Source organism: Candidatus Omnitrophota bacterium (assembly GCA_040755155.1).
In the GTDB taxonomy this organism is placed as follows: domain Bacteria; phylum Hinthialibacterota; class Hinthialibacteria; order Hinthialibacterales; family Hinthialibacteraceae; genus JBFMBP01.
Map to the genome: position 1 here is coordinate 1 of JBFMBP010000072.1, position 19,112 is coordinate 19,112.

A 19,112-nucleotide genomic window follows, 5' to 3' on the forward strand; every position below is an offset into this window, starting at 1 on the left:
GCCCTCTGGGAGAGGGTTAGGGTGAGGGATTTTAAATTCAACAAATTCATGCTATTAGATTTGTTGATATTTTCGATTAAGGAATTAGTCTATCCTTAACTTAACGACATTGGGTTAGGAGGGGGTTAACGTAAGTCCGTTAAAATCACCCCCCCTCTAACTCCCCCCAAGCATGGGGGGAGAATTTAAAGATTGATTTCTTTAATTTTGCAGTAGCCTCTCCTATTATGTATAATAGGAAATTAAAGGAATCTCATACTACCATCGTTTGAATCACGAAGACTCGAAATGAAAAAGAAAAACACGAAAAGAAAAACGGTTAGTGCAAGGGATTGCGTTGCGAATGAGATTTTCCGCGATATCCAATAGAATCCGAGATATCCGTGATTCGAAAATTTCGTGGAATTCGAGCCTTTTTGTGTTTTCGTGATTCGAAAACGCAACGGAAATGAAATCCATGCGCCGCTCTGGAACGATCTTCCCGATTTGCGGGCAAGATGCCCGCACTCCCAGGCTGCGTATCATGAATGAGATAATAACGATCAATTCAAAATAGATTGGATTTTTTCATGTTGTCATCCACGGAAATTCGCAATAGTTTCGTCGAATTTTTCAAAGAGCGCGGACACGCTTACGTGGCGGGCGCTTCACTGGTTCCACCGCCGGATTCCACGCTGCTTTTCACCAACGCGGGCATGAATCAATTCGTAGATTATTTCAAAGGAACGACTGTCTCAAAGCATTCGCGCATCGTCAATTATCAGCGCTGTATGCGCGTCAGCGGCAAACACAACGATCTTTTGGAAGTGGGCGTGGATCATACGCATCACACCCTCTTCGAGATGATGGGCAACTGGTCCATCGCCGATTACGGCAAGAAAGAGAGCATCGTCTGGGCTTGGGATTATCTCACCAAAGGTTGCGGCCTGCCCAAAGAAAAACTGTGGGTAACTATCTTCCGCGAAGACGACGAAGCCGAAATGTTATGGAAAGACAATACGGACGTCGTCCCCAGCCGCATCCGCCGCTTCGGCGAAAAAGAGAACTTTTGGGAAATGGGCGAAACCGGCCCATGCGGCCCATGCAGCGAAATCCATATCGACATCGGCGAAGACCGGGGCTGCGGGCGGCCCGAATGCGAAGTCAACTGCACCCACTGCAACCGCCACGTCGAGCTATGGAATCTGGTTTTCATTCAATACGAACGGCAAAACAACGGCTCGCTCGTCCCGTTGAAAAATCTCTTCGTCGATACAGGTCTCGGATTGGAACGCCTGGTTTGCCTGCTTCAGGGAACCCGCTCCAACTACGATACCGATCTTTTCACGCCCGTCATCCGGTCGATCGAATCGTTATCAGGCATCAAGTACGAATCGGCGGAAGAACAAAAGCGCATCGCTTTCCGCGTGCTTTGCGATCATGTGCGAGCGCTCTCCTTCCTTATCGCCGACGGGATCATGCCCGCCAACGACGGACGCGGCTACGTCTTGCGCAAAGTGCTGCGCCGCTCGGTGCTGCATGGACGCAACCTCGGCTTCGAATCCACTTTTATCGCTTCACTAATTCCTCACATCATCGCCGTGATGAAAGAGGCTTATCCCTATTTGACCGATCAGGAAGAAGTGATTAAAAAAGTCGTAACCAGCGAGGAAGAGCGTTTTCATTCCGCCCTTCATACTGGTTTGCGGACGCTCGATGAGGAGATGGCCTCCATCGGCAAGGGCGAAAAAGTATTGCCCGGCGACGTGGTTTTCCGCCTCGCCGATACCTACGGCGTACCCATTGACTTTATCGAGGAGGAAATCGCTCCGGCGCGCGGCTTGAAGATTGACCGCCAGGGCTACGAAGCGTTGATGCAAGAACAGCGCGCCCGCGCCCGCCAAGCGCGCAAGGCCAAAGACGGCGGCGCTGAACTTGGCGCTATCTTGGCGGATGAAGAAGCGACGCGCTTCACCGGCTACGACCACTTAGAAGATCGCGGACGCATTGTCCACTGCCTGAAAGGCAATGAGGAAGTTCCCCATCTCTACAAAGGCGAAACCGGAACCATCGTCCTCGACCGTACTCCCTTCTACGCCGAAAGCGGCGGCCAGATCGGCGACGCGGGCGTTATTCTCTCTGATATGGGAAAGTTCGAAGTATCCGATACGCAATCTCTGGGAAAGCAAATCGTTCTCCATATCGGCAAGGTCGTTTCCGGCAAGATGGAGACCGGCGCCGAAATCCGCGCCTGCGTCGACGCCGAACGCCGCGCCAACGCCGCCCATCACCATACCGCCACCCATCTCATGAACTACGCCCTGCGCCAAGTTCTGGGCGGCCATGTCAAGCAATCCGGCTCGTTGGTCACGCCGGACTATTTGCGCTTCGACTTCACGCATTACGAAGCCCCCAGCAAAGAGCAGCTGAAGCAAGTGGAAGAAATGGTTAACGCCTTGATTCGCAGCAATCAACCGGTCGCCGCGCGCGTGATGAAGATTGAGGAAGCAAAGGAAGAGGGTGCGCTCGCCTTTTTCGGTGACAAGTATGGCGACGTCGTGCGCGTCGTCGGCGTTGGGGATTTCAGCAAGGAATTCTGCGGCGGAACTCACGTCAAAGCGGCGGGCGATATCGGCGCTTTCTTCATCGTGAAGGAAAGCGCCATTTCCACTGGCGTGCGCCGCATCGAAGCCGTCGCCGGAGCCGCCGCTTACGCCCGCGCTTGCGGCGCATTCCAATCGCTGCGAGATATGCAAAACGCGCTCAACGTAGGAGAGAACGAATTGCTGCCCGGCGTGAACCGCCTGTTGGACGAACGCAAGCAACTTTCCGCCCAGAACGAAAAACTGCTGCGCGAATCCGCCAAGACGCGAGTTCACTCCATGCTTGACAGCGCCAAAGATGTAGATGGCGTCAAAGTCGTCGCCATTGATTTGGGCGAGGTGGACGGAAACGCCGCCCCCATCCTGCGCGATCTGGGCGACGACATCGTCTTGCGCGAGAGTCCCGCCGCGGTAGCCGTACTGGCGGCGCGTTCCAAAGGGCGGGTGAATTTCATTGTAAGGATTGGCGTGGAAGCCCTGAACCGCGGCATGGACGCCAACAAAATCATCCGCGGCGTCGCCCAAAAAACGGGCGGCAGCGGCGGAGGACGCAAGGACATGGCTCAAGGCGGCTCCGCCAACGCCAGCCAATTGAAAGAAGCCCTCGAAGCGGTTCCTGGTATGGTTAAGGAGTTGTTATGCGAGAAAAGATAAGATATTCATTTGTTTTATAAATGAATCGAATACTCTCTTAATTTGCAATCAAACAAGACGTTTTCATCTTTTTCGTCTAGCTTTAATCGTTTTCGAATAACGTTAACGTATTCTATCTTGTTATCTATAAGTACGGCATTTCTATTCAATTTATCGGCTACGACTCCTGTCGTTCCACTCCCAGCAAAAGGATCGAGCACATTATCGCCCTCTTTCGTAAACAATTTCATGAAAAATTCCGGGATCGCCTCGGGAAAAGCGGCAGGATGCCCCATATTTTTTCCAACCAAAGGAGCAATAATAGTATTCCCAGGCAGCACCGTATTTTTATTTTTCCAATTGCGCAAATCTCTTCCGAAACCGCTGTTATTTTCGCTGTTGTGCCGTTCGTTACTTTTACCATTGAGTTTTGCCAGTCTTTTTTCAACCCAGTTCCCTATCGGCTTCATCACTGCATCTTGATACATTACAAAATTTCTATGCTTTGTTAATTGGAAACAATATTCCCATTCGTCCCGAAGTCGATTTTTCCAATAACCAGGCATTGCATTCGTCTTTACCCACAGATAATCGTCAATGCTCAACCATCCTTTTTTACTTAAAGCCTCGATGGTTTGCCATACAAAACGATGACGTACGCCATTTACAACTTTATCTTTAATATTCAATATAAAAGAACCATTATCAGCAAGAACGCGCCAGAGTTCTTCGTGAAAGCTGATGATGAATTCCGCATAATTATCCGGTTTAATGCTGTCGTAATGTCTTTTTCTCGCATCGGCGTAAGGTGGCGACGTAACGATAAGATGGAAATAGCCGTCAGGAAAATTTTTTAGAACGATTCGTGAATCGCCTAAAAATATTTCGGTTTTCAGTTTGTTCACTTCCCTTTACTCCATCGATGGCAAAAAAGTCCAACTAATTTAAAAGCATCATTGAAGTTTCCTTCCTTATCCAATAGCTCGCATTCATAACAGCACTCCCCAAAACTCTCTAACAAATCGTTTGGCACTTCTATATCCCAATTATCTTGACTACTGAAAGTAATCAAAACTTCCAGAACGGCATTCATAATTTCTTCATAGGAATGGTTCGAAAAAAAAGGCCAAAAAAAATCCGATTTCCATACTTCGGTATTCATGGAATGAGGAATTTTACTTTTTTGACGGGTTTTAATGAGCCTTTGCCCCTTTTCCATAACAATTCCAAATACGCATAGATACGGTCCCTGTCGATTTCTATCATGAATAGCTACATTCTCCAATGCGGATATGGCTTTGGGCCAATCTTGTCCTCCCATAGTATTCGTTCTATTTTTTACGGATACGTAAATATTCAATATCTCAGGTTGATTCTCCATGTTAATCGTCGCATTGAAATCAGCTTCTTCGGAACCCAAATCGGATACGGATAAAAAACGTTTGGAAGCGCTGGCTGTCTCTTTGGCGATATATTGATATCGCCATCCAGAATTCATTCTTTGCTTTTGGAGGGTTCGATTTCGGAATTGTTCTTTTCCAACATCCTTATAATGCCGTTTTAAGCAAGCATGGGCTGTTGAAGCGGGATCATCGAAGTATTTAAGAAAATAGGAGAAGAGTTCTTTGCCTTGTTTTTTTAAATATTTCTTCAAATCATCATCTGCGAAATTATCATCTATACATAAAATAGAACGGCTTGCTTTATTATTGGCATAATGAATTCCCTCGTTGATAATTCTTATCAATTCATCGGATGTTATCTTATAAATATGTTTTTTTAATTTTGTCTCATCCAAATATCCAAAATATTTATTCTTCTCATCATTAATACGTGGATAGTTTTGATGATGCGCTTTTCTAACCATATAGAACCTCAATCGCTATCCCTACATAAATTAAATACTTAAACGAACGTATTCTCATAAAAATACGGACGCCTTTACTCTTTTACCATAACGTTTTTTTATGCTTTTGTGAATGGGGAAAGTAGTTCAATCCATCAATTGAACTACGTCTCATAGACAATCTTGAATCCGAGATACTTGCTCAAACTCTCCACGTCGCGGCAATGGTCGTCGTAGAAGATCACGCGATGCAGGCCGTGCGAGTATTGTTGCAGCACTTTGCGGGCGTCGGCGACTTTCGTCGCGATCTTCGTGCGGCAGCCGCGATCTACGTCGGGATTGCCGGTGATTTCGCCCGTCGACAGCAACATTAGATCGTCGCTGACGACCTTCGCCATTGTGACCTTGCGTCCTATTTGCATTTTCACTTGCAAGGCGGCGCCTTTGTCGTCTTCGAGATGGCTGCGCAGGATATACGGATCCTCTTTTCCCCTCGTTCCCGCCATCCGCGTCGCCGCTACGCAATGGGCGTGGATGACGGTATTATTCGCCGTATCGATAACGGGATCGCTGATGAAGCCGGGTTTGCCGGTGAGATACTGGAAAAGCAGCATGGTCAGGGCGGATTGAACGTCAGCTTCGCAGGCGCCAACCAATCCTTCGCTGTTCAAGCGGGAAAATCCCAAGCAGGGATAAGCGGGCAGTTTCTTGGCATAGAATAATCCAAGGCAGTTGATGGCGATTCCTTGAGCGTTCTCTTCTTCCATCGCTTTTTTCATGGCCAGATAAAAACGGGAACTTTTGATGATTTCTTCCCGCGTCGGCTCGACGACTTTGACAGCGCCCTCTATCCAACGGTCGGCTTCCTTCTCCGCTTCTTTTCCATCAACGCTTTCATAACAACGCATCAATAGATCATGCTGCAAGGGAACGATGCGGACGCCTAATCGTTCTTCGGATTCCGTTGCATCGGATTCGGCTTTTCTCAATACTAGAATCTTGCTTTGGGACAAACGCTTCACTGTTCGCAGCGGCCGTATTCCGGCGATGAGATCGCGGTAGTTGCTGGAGGCGATCGCGTCGATACGCTTGCCCTCTTTTTGCATATCCGCGATGGCGCTCCAATCGTGTCCGCTGTAGGGCTGCGAGAAAAGAAGCGCAGGCTTGCCTGCATCGGCGATGGCGCGAACCAGATGTCCTACGGTCGACGTGAGGTTGAACATCAATACTCCATCGGCCTCTTGTACGCCCGGCAGCGCTTTAGGAACATCCTCTGCGACGCGCAGTAACTCGCCGCCTTCGAAGGAAATATCGGGCAAATCTCTTTTCAATCCAGATAAAACGCCGTTGAGTTTGCCGATTTCCTTTTGTACGTCAAGATGGGGAGTCGGCCAGGTGGGAACCGGTTTGGCGAGAAAGATCACTCTAATCTTTATAGGATCGCTAGGCGCATTCGCTACAGCCTGCTTCGCACTTATCATGCTTAATCCGCCCACTGCCCCCGCCGCTGAACCTTGCAGAAATATCCGCCGCGAAATATCCATCTTCTTTCCTCCCCAAAAATGAATATAGGCATTTATTACGGATCATTATGGCATCATTTGGCTTGCGAATCTATAACTACCAACTCCATCGCCCGTTCGATGGGAATGGCGGCGATTTTCTTTTCTTTATCGATCCAGCGATAGCCGATCAGCGCTGCTTGCTGCTCTTTGACGAGGGCAGTCAACTCAGCGGGTTTTTGCTCGATGAATTTTTGCGTTTCTCCTTGTTGAATCGTCAAAGAAAACGTTTGTGTTGCCAGCGCGATTGTCAGTAAAATCAACATCGCCGCTATGCCGATCAGCATTAAGAACGAAATGCGAAGTTCGTTTTTCTTTTCCATTTTCTTATAACTTATGTTGCGAAGTTCAATTCTTTCGCATTCGGATTTATCAAGGGCAGAAACAACCTTGCCCTTGCCACCCTTCCTATTGTTACGCATTTTCGAAATTCAGCGATTCTTCCAAACGCGGGTCTCGAATAGGAAGCAATGCTCTTCCTTTAGCGATGCGCGCCGCCAAGGCGAAATACAACCCTCCGATTCCAATGAAGCAGGTTATATCAAGAAGATGGAGAGATGCGAGCTGCGGGCTGTATTCGGGCATTACTAACCAATACAAATCCAACCAATGAGCAATAAGCGCCCAGACGGCCCAGAATACCAACAATCGTTTCCGACGTTTGGGATAGCGGGATATCAAACCCAAAAAGGGGATAATGAAATGTCCGAAGAATAAAATTAATCCCACCCATCCCCATTGGCCTTCATGAATATCCGTGCGCCGGAAAATCCATCCCGTCTCTTCGGGTAGATTGGCGTACCAGATCAGCATGTACTGGGAAAAAGCGATATAGCCCCAAAAGAAAATAAAGCCGAAGAGCAGTTTGCCTAAATCGTGGTAATGCTCGATAGTTATGGCGCCCGTCAAGCGTCCGCTGCTTTGCAGCAAAAACGCCGTTACCGCTAAGAGTGCTATAAATCCCACAACGCAGCCTGTAAAAAAGTAAACTCCATAAATGGTGCTGAACCAACGCGGATCCAAAGACATCAGCCAATCGAAGGCGGCGAACGTTATTGTCAAAGCGAATAAAGCCATGCCGGGGGCGCTCAATCGCTCCATGCGCAGCGTTAGATTCGCGTCTCCCGTTTTGTCCTGTTCTAGCGAACGGTTCAGAAAATATTGAGAAAGATATATCCACGAAGCGAAATAGAACAAGCAGCGAATAACGAAAAATGGGATGTTGAGATAGGGCTGTTTTCCTTGCAGCAAGGCGTCATGAGCGACGAGTTCATGATTCGTCCATGGATACAAGGAACTCATTCCGATAAAAATAGGGATGAACAATACCGCCATCAGCGCCGAATTCGCCGCGAAGATTTCCGCGATGCGCCGCACCGTGACGCTCCAGCCCGAGCGCGTCAAATGTTGCAATGACACAAAAAAGAGCGCTCCGAGCGACAGGCTTAAAAAATAAACGTAATTGACCAGGTAGGAATAGAAAAAGCGTTGGCCCCAGCCGAGAAAATAACTGAGGGCGATGCTCACTCCCAAAACGGCCACGCCCGCGATTCCGGCCCATAGATAAATATCCAGGCCCAGACGCTCAAGATAAATGTGTTTTTGAATGTTTTGGGCTGCTTCCACGTCGGACAAGATCGTCGTCTCCCGGATTGTATTTCATCCCACCGCCAGTTATTTGGTGGGCTACGCTTCGCTTTGAGCCCACCCTACGAGTCCATCACCCTACGAGTCCCTCACCCTGCTCTCTCCCAAGGGGCGAGGGAATTTTGCGGCTATTTCAAATCTCCGCGCAATTCTTCGGGGACGTCCTCTATTCTTGCATTTTGGCTGCGTTGCAAGGCTTTAACATAGGCCGTTATCGCCCAACGGTCTTCCGTCGATATTTGATGACCGTAAGCGGCCATATTGCGTATGCCGTTGGTTATCGTATGGAATATCTGTCCTACCGGCTGCTTGCGTAATTCGTCGCTATGATAAGAAGTCGGTTGCACCCAGGTTCCTTCGTTCAGTTTTTCCGCTCGTTTGTGGATAATCCCATCGCCATAGCCTGCTTGACCATGACATGGAGCGCAATGGATGGCGAATCGATTTTGCCCACGCTGCACGAACTCTTTAGTCAACGGCAAAGGAAAGGTATTCGCCCATTCATTGTTGATTTTTCCCAAATTAAAATGATCGTCGTTAACCTTACGTTCCCGCTCCACCGTTCCGGTGACTTGCGGACGCATGGATCGTTGATCCACAAAAAAGGGATTGGCGCTTTGCGTATGGAATTTAGGCTGATTGTCCATATCCTGAATCAAATGAAAGCGCGGAGTATCCGATTTCACCATGCGCGCCATCGTCATCATCAAGATAGGCGTTAAGGCTAACAACGCCAGCAGAAAAACTATCGCCACGATCCCTTTCCGTATCATCGAACCTCCACTGCATCAACCGCTGCTCCGCCCAGCGCATTGAGAAAGGTTTGGGTTTTTTCCCGATCGAATTGCGGATCATCCGCTTCCACGACAATGAAAAAACGGTCGGTAGTAGCTCGCTGAAACCGTTCATGGCTGAATAGAGGATGATTCCATTGCGGCAATCCATTCAAAGCGAAAATCGAAACCACGGCGGCGATGGCGCTCAACAAAACCGTCAATTCGAAAACGATGGGAATGTTCGCCGGAAGGCTGAAAAAAGGTTTCCCGCTTATCATAAAAGGATAGTCATGCGCGTTCGTCCACCATTGCAATAGGATCGCGCCTCCCAATCCCGCGAGTCCCGCGATCAATACAAAATAGGGCAATATGGTGGGGCGGATGCCCATCGCTTCATCCATTCCATGCAGCGGCAGGGGGCTATGCGCGTCCCACTTCGTATATCCTGCGTCCCGCACTTTGGCGCAGGCTTCCCGCAGCGATTCGGCGCTTTCGAATTCTACCAGGAAACCGTATAGGGTTTTCTCTTCCACGGACATTTCCCGATTCATGTCTTTTCTCCCCAATATTTCGGCTCATGGGCGTGCGGAATATCGCCGTGATAATCGCCCACGCCGCGATGCTTGCCATATAGCAAGCTGGCCTGCGGCATCACCGTCTTCACTTCCGCCATAGCGATCATGGGCAAAAAGCGGAGAAAGAATAGAAATAAGGTAAAAAACAATCCAAAACTACCGGCGAATGTCAATATATCCACCCATGTCGGCGAATAATATCCCCAGCTGGAAGGCAGATAATCGCGGCTGAGCGAGGTAACCACGATCACGAAGCGCTCGAACCACATGCCGATATTAACGAAGATGGCTACGATCAACATCATCCACGGCGTCGTGCGGAATTTTTTGAACCAGAAAACCTGCGGCGCAATTACGTTGCAGGAAATCATCGTCCAATAAGCCCAAGCGTAAGGGCCGAAAGCGCGGTTGATAAAAGCGAAGGTTTCGTTAGGATTGCCGCCGTACCAGGCGATGAAGAACTCGATAGCGTAAGAATAGCCTACGATCGAACCCGTCAGCAGGATGATTTTGCACATATTCTCCAAATGCCGCAGAGTAACGATCTCTTTCAAACCGAAGAACTTGCGCGCGGGAACGATCAGCGTAATGACCATAGCGAAGCCGCTGAAAATCGCGCCCGCCACGAAATAAGGCGGGAAAATGGTCGAATGCCAGCCAGGCAGCTGCGCTACGGCGAAATCGAAACTGACCACGGAATGCACGCTGAGAACCAATGGCGTCGCCAGCGCCGCCAGGATCAAATAAGCGCATTCGTGCCGGTGCCAATGCCGATGCGATCCCCGCCAGCCCAGCGCCGCCAGGCCGTAGAAAATCTTACGCGTTTTGGTCTTTGCGCGGTCTCGAAGCGTCGCCAGGTCAGGAATCATGCCCACGTACCAGAACATAACCGACACGATGGCGTAGGTGCTCACGGCGAAAACGTCCCATAACAGCGGACTGCGGAAATTGGGCCACATTTGCATCTGGTTGGGATAAGGCGCCAGCCAGTATGTTACCCAAACGCGCCCCACGTGAATCCCTGGAAAAATCCCGGCGCAGCATACGGCGAAGATGGTCATCGCTTCCGCGAAGCGGTTAATGCTCGTGCGCCATTTCTGCCTAAACAAAAAGAGGATGGCGGAAATCAGCGTCCCCGCATGGCCGATGCCCACCCAGAAGACGAAATTGACGATAGCCCAACCCCACGCCACCGGGATATTCAATCCCCATACGCCGACGCCAGTTAGGATCAGATACCCGATCATGGCGAACATCACCAAAGTCAACGAACTGGATACCGCCAACGCGATATACCACTCGCGGGGAGGCTGGGGACGCTCTACTAGGCTGCAAACCTTGTCGGTCAGCGTAGCAAAATCATTACCTCCCACAACCAATTCCGCCCGGCGCGCAGGATCGTTGTAGGTATTGTCAATTTCTTGCATGACGGTTGAATTCATCAGACGTCTTCTTCAACGGCTAATTCGGGATTAGGATTCCTGATCTTAGCTAGGTAAGCCGTTCTCGGTTTTATATTTAACTCTCCAAGCATAAAGTAGCTTCGAGATTTAGCATGCAGTTGAGCCGCCCGGCTTTGCTTATTGTTCAGATCGCCGAAAACAATGGCTTTCGTGGGGCAGGTCTGGGCGCAAGCGGGGATAATCTCTCCATCCGCGATAGCTCGTCCATCATTTTTGGCGGCGATCTTCACTGCTTCGATCCGCTGAGTGCAATAAGTGCATTTTTCCATCACGCCCCGGCTGCGGACGGTTACGTCGGGATTGTATTGCATCTTCTCCATGTCTTGCAAATCTTTTTGATAATTGAAAAAGTTGAAGCGCCGCACTTTATAAGGGCAGTTATTGGAACAATAGCGCGTTCCGATGCAGCGGTTATATACCATTGCATTCAAGCCTTCATGGTCATGCGTCGTCGCCGCCACCGGGCAAACCTGTTCGCAGGGCGCGTTCTCGCATTGAACGCACGCTACCGGCTGATGCGCTATTTCCGGTTCGTTGGCATCGCCCTTGAAATAGCGGTCGATGCGGATCCAGTGCATCTCCCGCCCGTTTTTCACCTGCTTTTTACCTACTACGGGAATATTATTTTCCGCCTGGCAAGCAGCGACGCAGGCATTGCATCCGATGCAGGAGTTTAAATCGATAGCCATACCCCATTTATGGTTGGGATATTCCTGTTCTTTCCATAAAGGATGGACGGTGTGATGCGCTTCTTCCTGATGCAGAAAATCGGGATTCTTTTTATATTCGTCCAGATCGGCTTCCCTGATCAACTCGCCAATCCGCCGCTCCCGTTCGCGCATCCCTACGAGATCGATGAAATGATGATCCTGAGTCATCGCCAAGGGATAAGCATATCCAAGCGGTTCGATGTACAAGCCGGTTCTGCAATTCATGGCGCTGGTAGTACGCAACTGGTAAGTATTGAATCCTACGCCATTCCCTGCGCGTCCGGCGGCTGTACGGCCATAGCCCAGCGGCAACATAATAGAATATTGCGCCTGGCCTGGCATGATATAAGCCGCAATCTCCAGTTCCCGTCTATCTTCATACCGCAAAAGGATCATTTCGCCATTGCGAACGCTTAGTTCCTCCGCCAACGCCGGGGAAATCATCGCCGCGTTATCCCAAGTCAATTTGGTATGATAATCGGGCAATTCCTGCAGCCAGCCGTTATTAGAGAAGCGCCCATCGTAAATCTTCGAGTCGGGGACGAAAACCAATTCCAACTTATCTTTTCCGAATGGAATCGGTTCATTACTTGTATTGGCGATGACATCCAGCAGGGCGGCGCTCGTTACGTCCGGCGTTATTTCGTTATATCGGCTATCGGACAAGATTCCATCATGCAAGAATGTCTGCCAGCGGGCTTCGAAATTCGCTTCCCCCATCTGGATTTTCATAACGCGGCGCACGATTTCGTATCCACTCTGCGGCTTCTCTTCCAGCATCGACGACAGCAACTCGATGGCGCTTTTGCCTTCGTACAATGGCGCAATCAATGGTTGTATAGCGCAGATCGTCCCGTCGTACGCCCGCGCATCGCCCCACGATTCCAGAAAATGGGCGCGGGGCAGCCGCCAGCGGCAACGCTGCGAGGTTTCATTCTCATACAGGCTAAGATGGATGGTATGCTCGAGGTTTGCCAATTCGCCAGGCAGGTTCAAATCTACTGGACTGTCATAAGCGGGATTGCCGCCTAGGATGATCAGCGCCTGGACGATCCCTGCATTCATATCCTCTTTCAGAGAACGAATCGCGTCTAAATGCGTTGCACGCTTAGGATCGGGCGCTTCGGTATACGTTATCGTTTTTCCTATACTATCCAACAGCCAATTCATCAAATAAACTAAAGCGTGAACGATCTCGGATTGTTGCGGGCCGGCAAGGATCACCGAGCGACCTTTATGAGAAGTAAGTTCTTTCGCAATGATCGGAATATATTTAGGATATATCTTGTGATCTAAGAACGGTTCTAAGGCGACTTTGATCGGTTGCAGGTTTTCGGGAATCTCCAGATTTTGCTTATGGAACAATTCCGCGCATATATAAAGCGCGAATAATTCGATAGAGCCGGATGGCATAATCAAGCGATGATCGGCCATGGCTCCCGTGGTGGTATAATAACTCTCCACAGCGTACAGCCGGTTAACGCTCTCGCCGTCAGGATTCCGTCCCACGATAAAATCACGCGCCAGTTTCAGCGCCGCCGGATGCCGTCCCAGCGGATCCGCTTCCAGCGACAAAATAATCTCCGCCCTATCCAACTTGGGATGAGCCAGCAATGGCGTTCCCGTTGCGAGGCGCGTTCCTTCCCTTTCGTTATCATTAGAGACTGGCTCATATTCCAGCCATTTCGTTTCCGGCAATGCTTCCAGCCAACATTGGCGCATATCCGACAGGCTGGGCGAGGAAGAGGCTTCGCTTAGAACATATACTCCCTTGCCTTTTTGGGCGCGCCACGCCGTCATGCGTTCCTTGGCGTAGGTTGCGAATTCATCCCAACTGCGATCGGTAGTTTGATCTTTATCTCGCTGCGAGGGACGGCGGCTGCGGTCGGGATCGTACAATTCCAGCACGCTGGCTTGTTCGATAGCGCTCGCCGCGCCTTGGTTGATGGGATGGGAAGGATTGCCTTCTATTTTTATGGGACGCCCATCGTAACTAGTAACCAATAATCCACTTGCGACGCCGCCCAGTTCCATCGCCGTGGCGAAGTGGGCGGGAACGCCAGGAATGCGGTTGTCGGGGCGCTTGCCGTAAGGAACAATAGTCTCTTTCGGCCAGCGGCAGCCCGTTGCGCCCGCCAGCGCCAGCGATGCGGCTATCACGCGCAAAAATTCCCGCCGCGAGGGGCCGTCCAGTTTTTCCGCCGCATGAGGGGGAAACGCCCGCTCCACATATTGCCGATATTCGGAAGAGGCGGCTAACTCGCGGAGGCTGCGCCAATAGGTTCGCCCTTGGCTTTCGGGCCATTTAGGTTCTTTTTCTATCGATGGCATGTCGAACAATCCGTCGAGGGATTCAGGTTATATTTTTCGCGAATTCGCTTCCCCACGATGAGTTGATCTTCTTGGGGAACATAATCCATTACGGTAACCATATCCGGCTCCCGCAGATATTTATCCGGCTGGCGATGGCAATCTAGGCACCATCCCATGCTGAGCGTATTGACTTGCGATACGACTTCCATTTTATCCACCCGGCCATGACACGAAACGCAGCTTACGCCTCGCCGCACATGGGCGCTGTGATTGAAATAAGCATAATCGGGCAAATCATGCACCCGCACCCAGGCCAACGGCATTCCGGTCTCTACGCTTTCCCGCACCAGCGCCAGTTTTGGGCTTTCCGCCTTGATTTTCGTATGGCAATTCATGCAGGTCTGGGTGGAGGGAAGCGCCGCCCGCGCCGTTGTTTCCACGGTGTTATGGCAATAACGGCAGTCGATGCCCAAATCCCCCGCATGAAGCGCATGGCTATAGGCCAGCGGCTGCTCCGGCTGATATCCCACATCGGTCGTGCGCGGCGATCCGCCGTAATAAGCAACGAAGAGGAGATAAAGCGGCGCCGCAGCCAACGTTAATCCCAGCGCAGGACGGATGCGGTCTAGCCATTTGGGGAAGGTGAATGGATTCATCGGGTTATGCGTCATATGCCTTATGCTTGTTGTTTATTCTGCGCCAATTCATGGCATCGATATAACAAATTCCACAGGCAGTGGTTTTTCCGGAGCCGTCAATAAGTTTTTCACGATATATGACAAGCGAATCTCCTTGACATCAGGGTCAAATTCTTCCTTTTTGATTTCCGCTTTCAGTTGAATCGAGGCATTGGCGGGAATCAATAACGTCTGCGGTCCATACGTTCCCGTCTTTTCTAACTCGAAAGCGATATCGGAGGAGTTATCGACTTGCACCCAAATCGACTTTTTATCCCATAAATAAGGATTAGACATTTTCACGCTAGCGTCGAACAACGGTTTTAGGTATTTTTCCTGGCCGAAGAGCCGGTTCATACTCCAAACAACCGTTCGTCCCGCAAACAAGGCTTCTTTGAGAGCGGGCAGGGTTTTATCCTGCGCAAAAACCAGGGTAATTGTCCTATGATTTTCCGGCGTGCGGGGTTTATCGAGAATAGGTTCGTGCATATCGGAATTGCCGATCATTGTCAGGTTCTTTTCCACCGCCCATTGGAAAGCTTCGGGATACAACGTATCGCCGTTGCAGATTTCGATGCCGTGCAGCCATTTTTTCTCATACATCGCCGAATGCGTTTCCATCCAGCGTCCTAGTTCCAATCCTTTCCAGCCGGGATGATCCCAAAAAAGAAAAGCGCCCTGTTCGTTGGCGATGCGCGCTTGGTCCAAAACGTCCTTCGTATCCAACGCCGCGTTATCTGTCAAAAAAAGCGCGTTGAAATGCCCTGGAGGCGTATCCTGGGTAATCTCAACCGCGCGGGGCAGTAAAATGTTTTTCGTTTTGGCGTAAGGCGCGGCGATATCATTAGAAGCTTCATGATTTGTAGGGATGTAGTCTTTATGCGGTTGATATTCGATATGATCGGAAATGGCGATGGCGTCCAAACCCTCGCGCCAGGCTTCATCCACGCGCACCGTCGGCCATACCGTCCCATCAGAAAAAACCGTGTGCATATGAAAATCGCATTTTAAGGTTATATAACCGGGAAGATCGGGGATATGAATATCATGCTTTTCTTGCGAATAAGCCGTCCACGATGTTTTTACTTCGCTGAAAGAAAACGGGGAAGCAAATAATAGAAGAACGGCGGCGATAAAGAAAACGTAATTTCTGCAATAATTCATCAATCCAAATCCTTTCGGCATCTTTTCAGTCGTTTGGGCGTTCTTATCCACTCGCATCGGCTATCGGCGATTTTGCATCGTCTCCGAATCGCGAACGGATTTCGCCCATTCCCTTAAGATACCATTGGACATTTCATAAATGCAATCAATAAATTCAAAAAAACGCTTTTTTTTATCTAAAATTAACAATCGATTCCTCTTGGTTTTTCATTTCGTTCACTTATCAATTTATACCGGTTGGCATAGTATAAGAGAAGTTTAATCGGTCAAGAAAGCATTTTTTTTTCGTTTGGAGAATCCAGCATGAACGCTCGTTCGTTTTTCCAATTATCCATTTTTTTATCCATGTTTGCGATTTCGGGATGGACGGAAGAAAACCTTGATCGCGGCATGATTGCCCTGGAACGTCCTGATGGCGTCTATATCGGCTGGCGCAGTCTGATTAGCGATCCGCCGGATATGAAGTTCGATCTAACTCGTGAAAATGAAGAGGCGAATACTCCCAAACGCCTAACATTGACGGACAATTCAACGAATTATATTGACGCCAAAACGGAAAAAGGAAAAAAATATCTATACAAATTACTAACCACGAAGGAAAAAGTACTTGCCCAATGCGAAATTACTGTTACGGGCGAAGCCAAAAATTATATCAGCATCCCCCTTCAAGGCGATTACGATTTCCAAAAATTCACCGTGGCCGATCTCGATGGCGACGGTGAATTGGAATATCTCGTCAAGCAGCCAAATTTCAACACTGATCCCTATCAACAGCCTGGCTATTGGAAGCGCAGCGAGGATACTTACAAAATCGAAGCCTACAAACGCGATGGAACTTTGATATGGCGCTACGACATGGGTTGGGCTATCGAGGAAGGAATCTGGTATTCGCCCTGGATCGTCTACGATGTTGACGGCGACGGCAAAGCGGAGGTCTACTGCAAGGCGGGCGAGGGCGATCCCCGCGAGCCAACGGGACAGGTCATGTCCGGGCCGGAATATCTGGTTAAAATCGATGGACAAACGGGAAAAGTCGTTGCCAAAACCGATTGGCTGCCCCGCGACGGCTATCAGGATTACAACCGCTACTGCCGCAACTTTCTCGCCGTCGCCTATCTCGACGGCAAAACGCCCTCCCTTATCATGCAGCGCGGTACCTATCGCCTGATCCGAACAAAAGCATTGGACAAAGATTTCAAGGAACTATGGCTCTGGCAAGCCGACGCAGACAATAAGGATTATCAAGGCCAAGGTTCGCATGGTCTGATCGCGGCGGACGTAGACGGCGATGGACGCGATGAATTGGTCATTGGCGCCGCCGTCATCGACGATAATGGCAAAAATTTATGGACGTTGAAAATGGGACATCCCGATTTTACTTACGTCGCCGATATCGATCCCAGCAATCCCGGCTTGGAAATCTTCTACGGCTTCGAAACCCGTCAGCCAAAAGACGGCCTTTGCGTCGTGGATGCCAAAACCGGGCGCAAACTATGGGCGCATCCAGATCCGACGTTTCATATCCACGGCCAAGGCATGGCCGCCGACGTGCTGGCGCAATATCCGGGAATGGAGGTTTACGGCGGCGAGCGGGATTACGACAAACGCTGGTTCTACAACGCCAAGGGCGAATTGATTAAACTCTACGAAAAAACAACATTGACTCCCCGCGCTCTTTGGTGGGACGCCGATCCCCAGAAAGAGGTCGTCTGGGACGGCGCCATTCGCGATTGGGACGGCGATGCTCAACAAAAAGTGGAAGGAACCGTCATCGCCGCCGTCGATTGCCTGGGCGATGCCCGCGAGGAACTCGTAACCTCCCTTAAAGGCGAAATACGCATCTATTCCACCACGATTCCAACCAAAGAACGCCGTACTTGCCTGTTGCAGGATCGTCAATACCGCCTTGGAATCGCCGCTCAGACGATGGGGTATTACTACCCCGCTCAGTTAGGCGAATTTAGGAAATAAAATCCTTTGACGAGCCTCTTGCAAAACTCTATAATTCCTCCCCCAAGCCTGAGGGAGGTTAGGAGGGGGTTGTCTTAAGTATAATAAAATCACCCCCCCTCTAACTCCCCCCAAGCTTGAGGGGAGAATTTAAAAAGCGGATTTTATTAATTTTGCAAGAGCCTTTGACGATAATGTATTTTAATGACGGGATTGAGGACAATCGTAATTTATGTACTTGAGCCATGCCATAACGCAATTTCTCGATAATTTAACAGCCAGGGAAAGGCGCTCTCCAAAGACCGTCGAAAATTACGGGCGCGACCTTTCTTTATTGCAGGATTATTTGCGCGAATCGGGTTATGAAGCCGCAGTTAACGCCGAGGGAGAACTAGATTACGCCATCGAACAAATCGACGCTCTCGCGCTGCGCGGATTTTTGTCATACTTGCTGAGCCGGGGCAATTCGCCCCGTTCCATCAACCGCCGACTCTCCGCTCTGCGCATGTTCTTCGATTATCTTATCCGGCGCGGAGCGCTCGGCGCCGATCCTTCCGCCGCTCTGTCATCCATGAAACAGAAAAAGACGCTTCCTGTTTTTCTCGATCAGACGAAAGCGGAAGAACTGGTCGAGTACCCCTATCCTATCTCTGAGGATTCCCCCGAAATCGCTCTGCGCGACCACGCCATGTTGGAAGTACTCTACGCCTCTGGAATGCGAGTCTCTTCGTTGGTCGGCCTCAATCTCTCCGACATCGATCTGCAAGCGGGGGCCTTACGCATCCACGCCAAGAGAAATAAGGAACAAACTCTCCCCCTCGGCGGTCCGGCGATGGAGGCGTTGAACCAGTATTTGAAAGTACGCAAAAAACTGTTGCTCGCTCCCGCCGTGGAAAATCAATGCAAAGATCCGCAAGCCCTCTTTCTTGGCCGCTTCGGTGAACGCCTAACCGCGCGCGGCGTACAATTGCGCTTGAAGAAATACGCCCTCGCCCTCGGTTTGGGCAAAACCACGCCGCATTCTCTGCGCCATTCCTGCGCTACCCATCTGTTGGAAAACGGGGCCGATTTGCGCTTTGTCCAGGAAATACTCGGCCATAGCCGCCTTTCCACGACACAGCAATATACGCACGTCACCCTCAGCCGCATACAGGAAGTCTACCAAAACGCCCATCCGCGATCGACAAAAAAAAATAATTCTTAATCGTAGGATG

At 50.0% G+C, this 19,112-nt stretch carries 14 protein-coding genes; 3 read left to right on the forward strand and 11 right to left on the reverse strand.

Annotation, left to right across the window (positions count from 1 at the left end):
- Window positions 1–569: 569 nt before the first annotated feature.
- On the forward strand, window positions 570–3,236 hold the full coding sequence (gene alaS, locus AB1656_09255) for an alanine--tRNA ligase (protein MEW6235559.1): 2,667 nt from the start codon (window positions 570–572) through the stop codon (window positions 3,234–3,236).
- A gap of 14 nt (window positions 3,237–3,250) precedes the next feature.
- Here alaS and AB1656_09260 read toward each other — a convergent pair whose 3' ends face one another.
- From AB1656_09260 to AB1656_09310, 11 genes are all read right to left on the reverse strand, one after another.
- Complete coding sequence (locus AB1656_09260; GenBank protein MEW6235560.1) at window positions 3,251–4,120, reverse strand: site-specific DNA-methyltransferase; 870 nt, start codon at window positions 4,118–4,120, stop codon at window positions 3,251–3,253.
- The gene (locus AB1656_09265; protein ID MEW6235561.1) at window positions 4,117–5,082 is read right to left on the reverse strand and encodes a hypothetical protein; all 966 of its coding nucleotides are present in this window, start codon (window positions 5,080–5,082) and stop codon (window positions 4,117–4,119) included. Before AB1656_09265 ends, AB1656_09260 begins: the two co-directional genes overlap by 4 nt.
- 143 nt (window positions 5,083–5,225) lie before the next feature.
- Complete coding sequence (locus tag AB1656_09270; GenBank protein MEW6235562.1) at window positions 5,226–6,605, reverse strand: hypothetical protein; 1,380 nt, start codon at window positions 6,603–6,605, stop codon at window positions 5,226–5,228.
- Between the two features lie 53 nt (window positions 6,606–6,658).
- A complete protein-coding gene (locus AB1656_09275) occupies window positions 6,659–6,946 on the reverse strand; it encodes a hypothetical protein (GenBank protein ID MEW6235563.1) in 288 nt (95 codons plus the stop codon).
- A 91-nt stretch (window positions 6,947–7,037) separates the two neighbouring features.
- Entirely contained in the window at window positions 7,038–8,258 is a 1,221-nt protein-coding gene (locus AB1656_09280; GenBank protein ID MEW6235564.1) for a quinol:cytochrome C oxidoreductase, read from the reverse strand.
- 140 nt (window positions 8,259–8,398) lie between these two features.
- On the reverse strand, window positions 8,399–9,043 hold the full coding sequence (locus AB1656_09285) for a cytochrome c (GenBank protein ID MEW6235565.1): 645 nt from the start codon (window positions 9,041–9,043) through the stop codon (window positions 8,399–8,401).
- Window positions 9,040–9,597 (reverse strand): DUF3341 domain-containing protein, encoded by a 558-nt coding sequence (locus AB1656_09290; GenBank protein MEW6235566.1) that lies wholly within the window; start codon window positions 9,595–9,597, stop codon window positions 9,040–9,042. Before AB1656_09290 ends, AB1656_09285 begins: the two co-directional genes overlap by 4 nt.
- Window positions 9,594–11,063: an NrfD/PsrC family molybdoenzyme membrane anchor subunit gene (gene nrfD / locus AB1656_09295; protein MEW6235567.1), complete on the reverse strand. Its 1,470-nt coding sequence runs from the start codon at window positions 11,061–11,063 to the stop codon at window positions 9,594–9,596. Before nrfD ends, AB1656_09290 begins: the two co-directional genes overlap by 4 nt.
- The gene (locus AB1656_09300; protein MEW6235568.1) at window positions 11,063–14,125 is read right to left on the reverse strand and encodes a TAT-variant-translocated molybdopterin oxidoreductase; all 3,063 of its coding nucleotides are present in this window, start codon (window positions 14,123–14,125) and stop codon (window positions 11,063–11,065) included. The genes nrfD and AB1656_09300 overlap by 1 nt, the downstream gene beginning before the upstream one ends.
- Window positions 14,113–14,763 (reverse strand): cytochrome c3 family protein, encoded by a 651-nt coding sequence (locus AB1656_09305; protein ID MEW6235569.1) that lies wholly within the window; start codon window positions 14,761–14,763, stop codon window positions 14,113–14,115. Before AB1656_09305 ends, AB1656_09300 begins: the two co-directional genes overlap by 13 nt.
- 48 nt (window positions 14,764–14,811) lie before the next feature.
- Entirely contained in the window at window positions 14,812–15,948 is a 1,137-nt protein-coding gene (locus AB1656_09310) for an Sb-PDE family phosphodiesterase (protein ID MEW6235570.1), read from the reverse strand.
- Window positions 15,949–16,251: 303 nt separating this feature from the next.
- On the opposite strand from AB1656_09310, the gene AB1656_09315 reads away from it, so the two are divergent.
- Both AB1656_09315 and AB1656_09320 read left to right on the forward strand, forming a co-directional pair.
- Entirely contained in the window at window positions 16,252–17,919 is a 1,668-nt protein-coding gene (locus AB1656_09315; protein ID MEW6235571.1) for a silent information regulator protein Sir2, read from the forward strand.
- Between the two features lie 211 nt (window positions 17,920–18,130).
- Complete coding sequence (locus tag AB1656_09320) at window positions 18,131–19,102, forward strand: tyrosine recombinase XerC (protein MEW6235572.1); 972 nt, start codon at window positions 18,131–18,133, stop codon at window positions 19,100–19,102.
- Window positions 19,103–19,112 lie beyond the last annotated feature (10 nt).

Excerpts from the sequence above, each read along its gene's own strand:
- alaS (MEW6235559.1), top strand. The coding sequence starts at position 570 with ATGTTGTCATCCACGGAAATTCGCAATAGTTTCGTCGAATTTTTCAAA.
- AB1656_09305 (MEW6235569.1), bottom strand. The coding sequence starts at position 14,763 with ATGAATCCATTCACCTTCCCCAAATGGCTAGACCGCATCCGTCCTGCG.
- AB1656_09285 (MEW6235565.1), bottom strand. The coding sequence starts at position 9,043 with ATGATACGGAAAGGGATCGTGGCGATAGTTTTTCTGCTGGCGTTGTTA.
- AB1656_09320 (MEW6235572.1), top strand. The coding sequence starts at position 18,131 with ATGTACTTGAGCCATGCCATAACGCAATTTCTCGATAATTTAACAGCC.
- AB1656_09275 (MEW6235563.1), bottom strand. The coding sequence starts at position 6,946 with ATGGAAAAGAAAAACGAACTTCGCATTTCGTTCTTAATGCTGATCGGC.
- AB1656_09310 (MEW6235570.1), bottom strand. The coding sequence starts at position 15,948 with ATGAATTATTGCAGAAATTACGTTTTCTTTATCGCCGCCGTTCTTCTA.
- AB1656_09270 (MEW6235562.1), bottom strand. The coding sequence starts at position 6,605 with ATGGATATTTCGCGGCGGATATTTCTGCAAGGTTCAGCGGCGGGGGCA.
- nrfD (MEW6235567.1), bottom strand. The coding sequence starts at position 11,063 with ATGAATTCAACCGTCATGCAAGAAATTGACAATACCTACAACGATCCT.
- AB1656_09290 (MEW6235566.1), bottom strand. The coding sequence starts at position 9,597 with ATGAATCGGGAAATGTCCGTGGAAGAGAAAACCCTATACGGTTTCCTG.
- AB1656_09300 (MEW6235568.1), bottom strand. The coding sequence starts at position 14,125 with ATGCCATCGATAGAAAAAGAACCTAAATGGCCCGAAAGCCAAGGGCGA.
- AB1656_09265 (MEW6235561.1), bottom strand. The coding sequence starts at position 5,082 with ATGGTTAGAAAAGCGCATCATCAAAACTATCCACGTATTAATGATGAG.
- AB1656_09315 (MEW6235571.1), top strand. The coding sequence starts at position 16,252 with ATGAACGCTCGTTCGTTTTTCCAATTATCCATTTTTTTATCCATGTTT.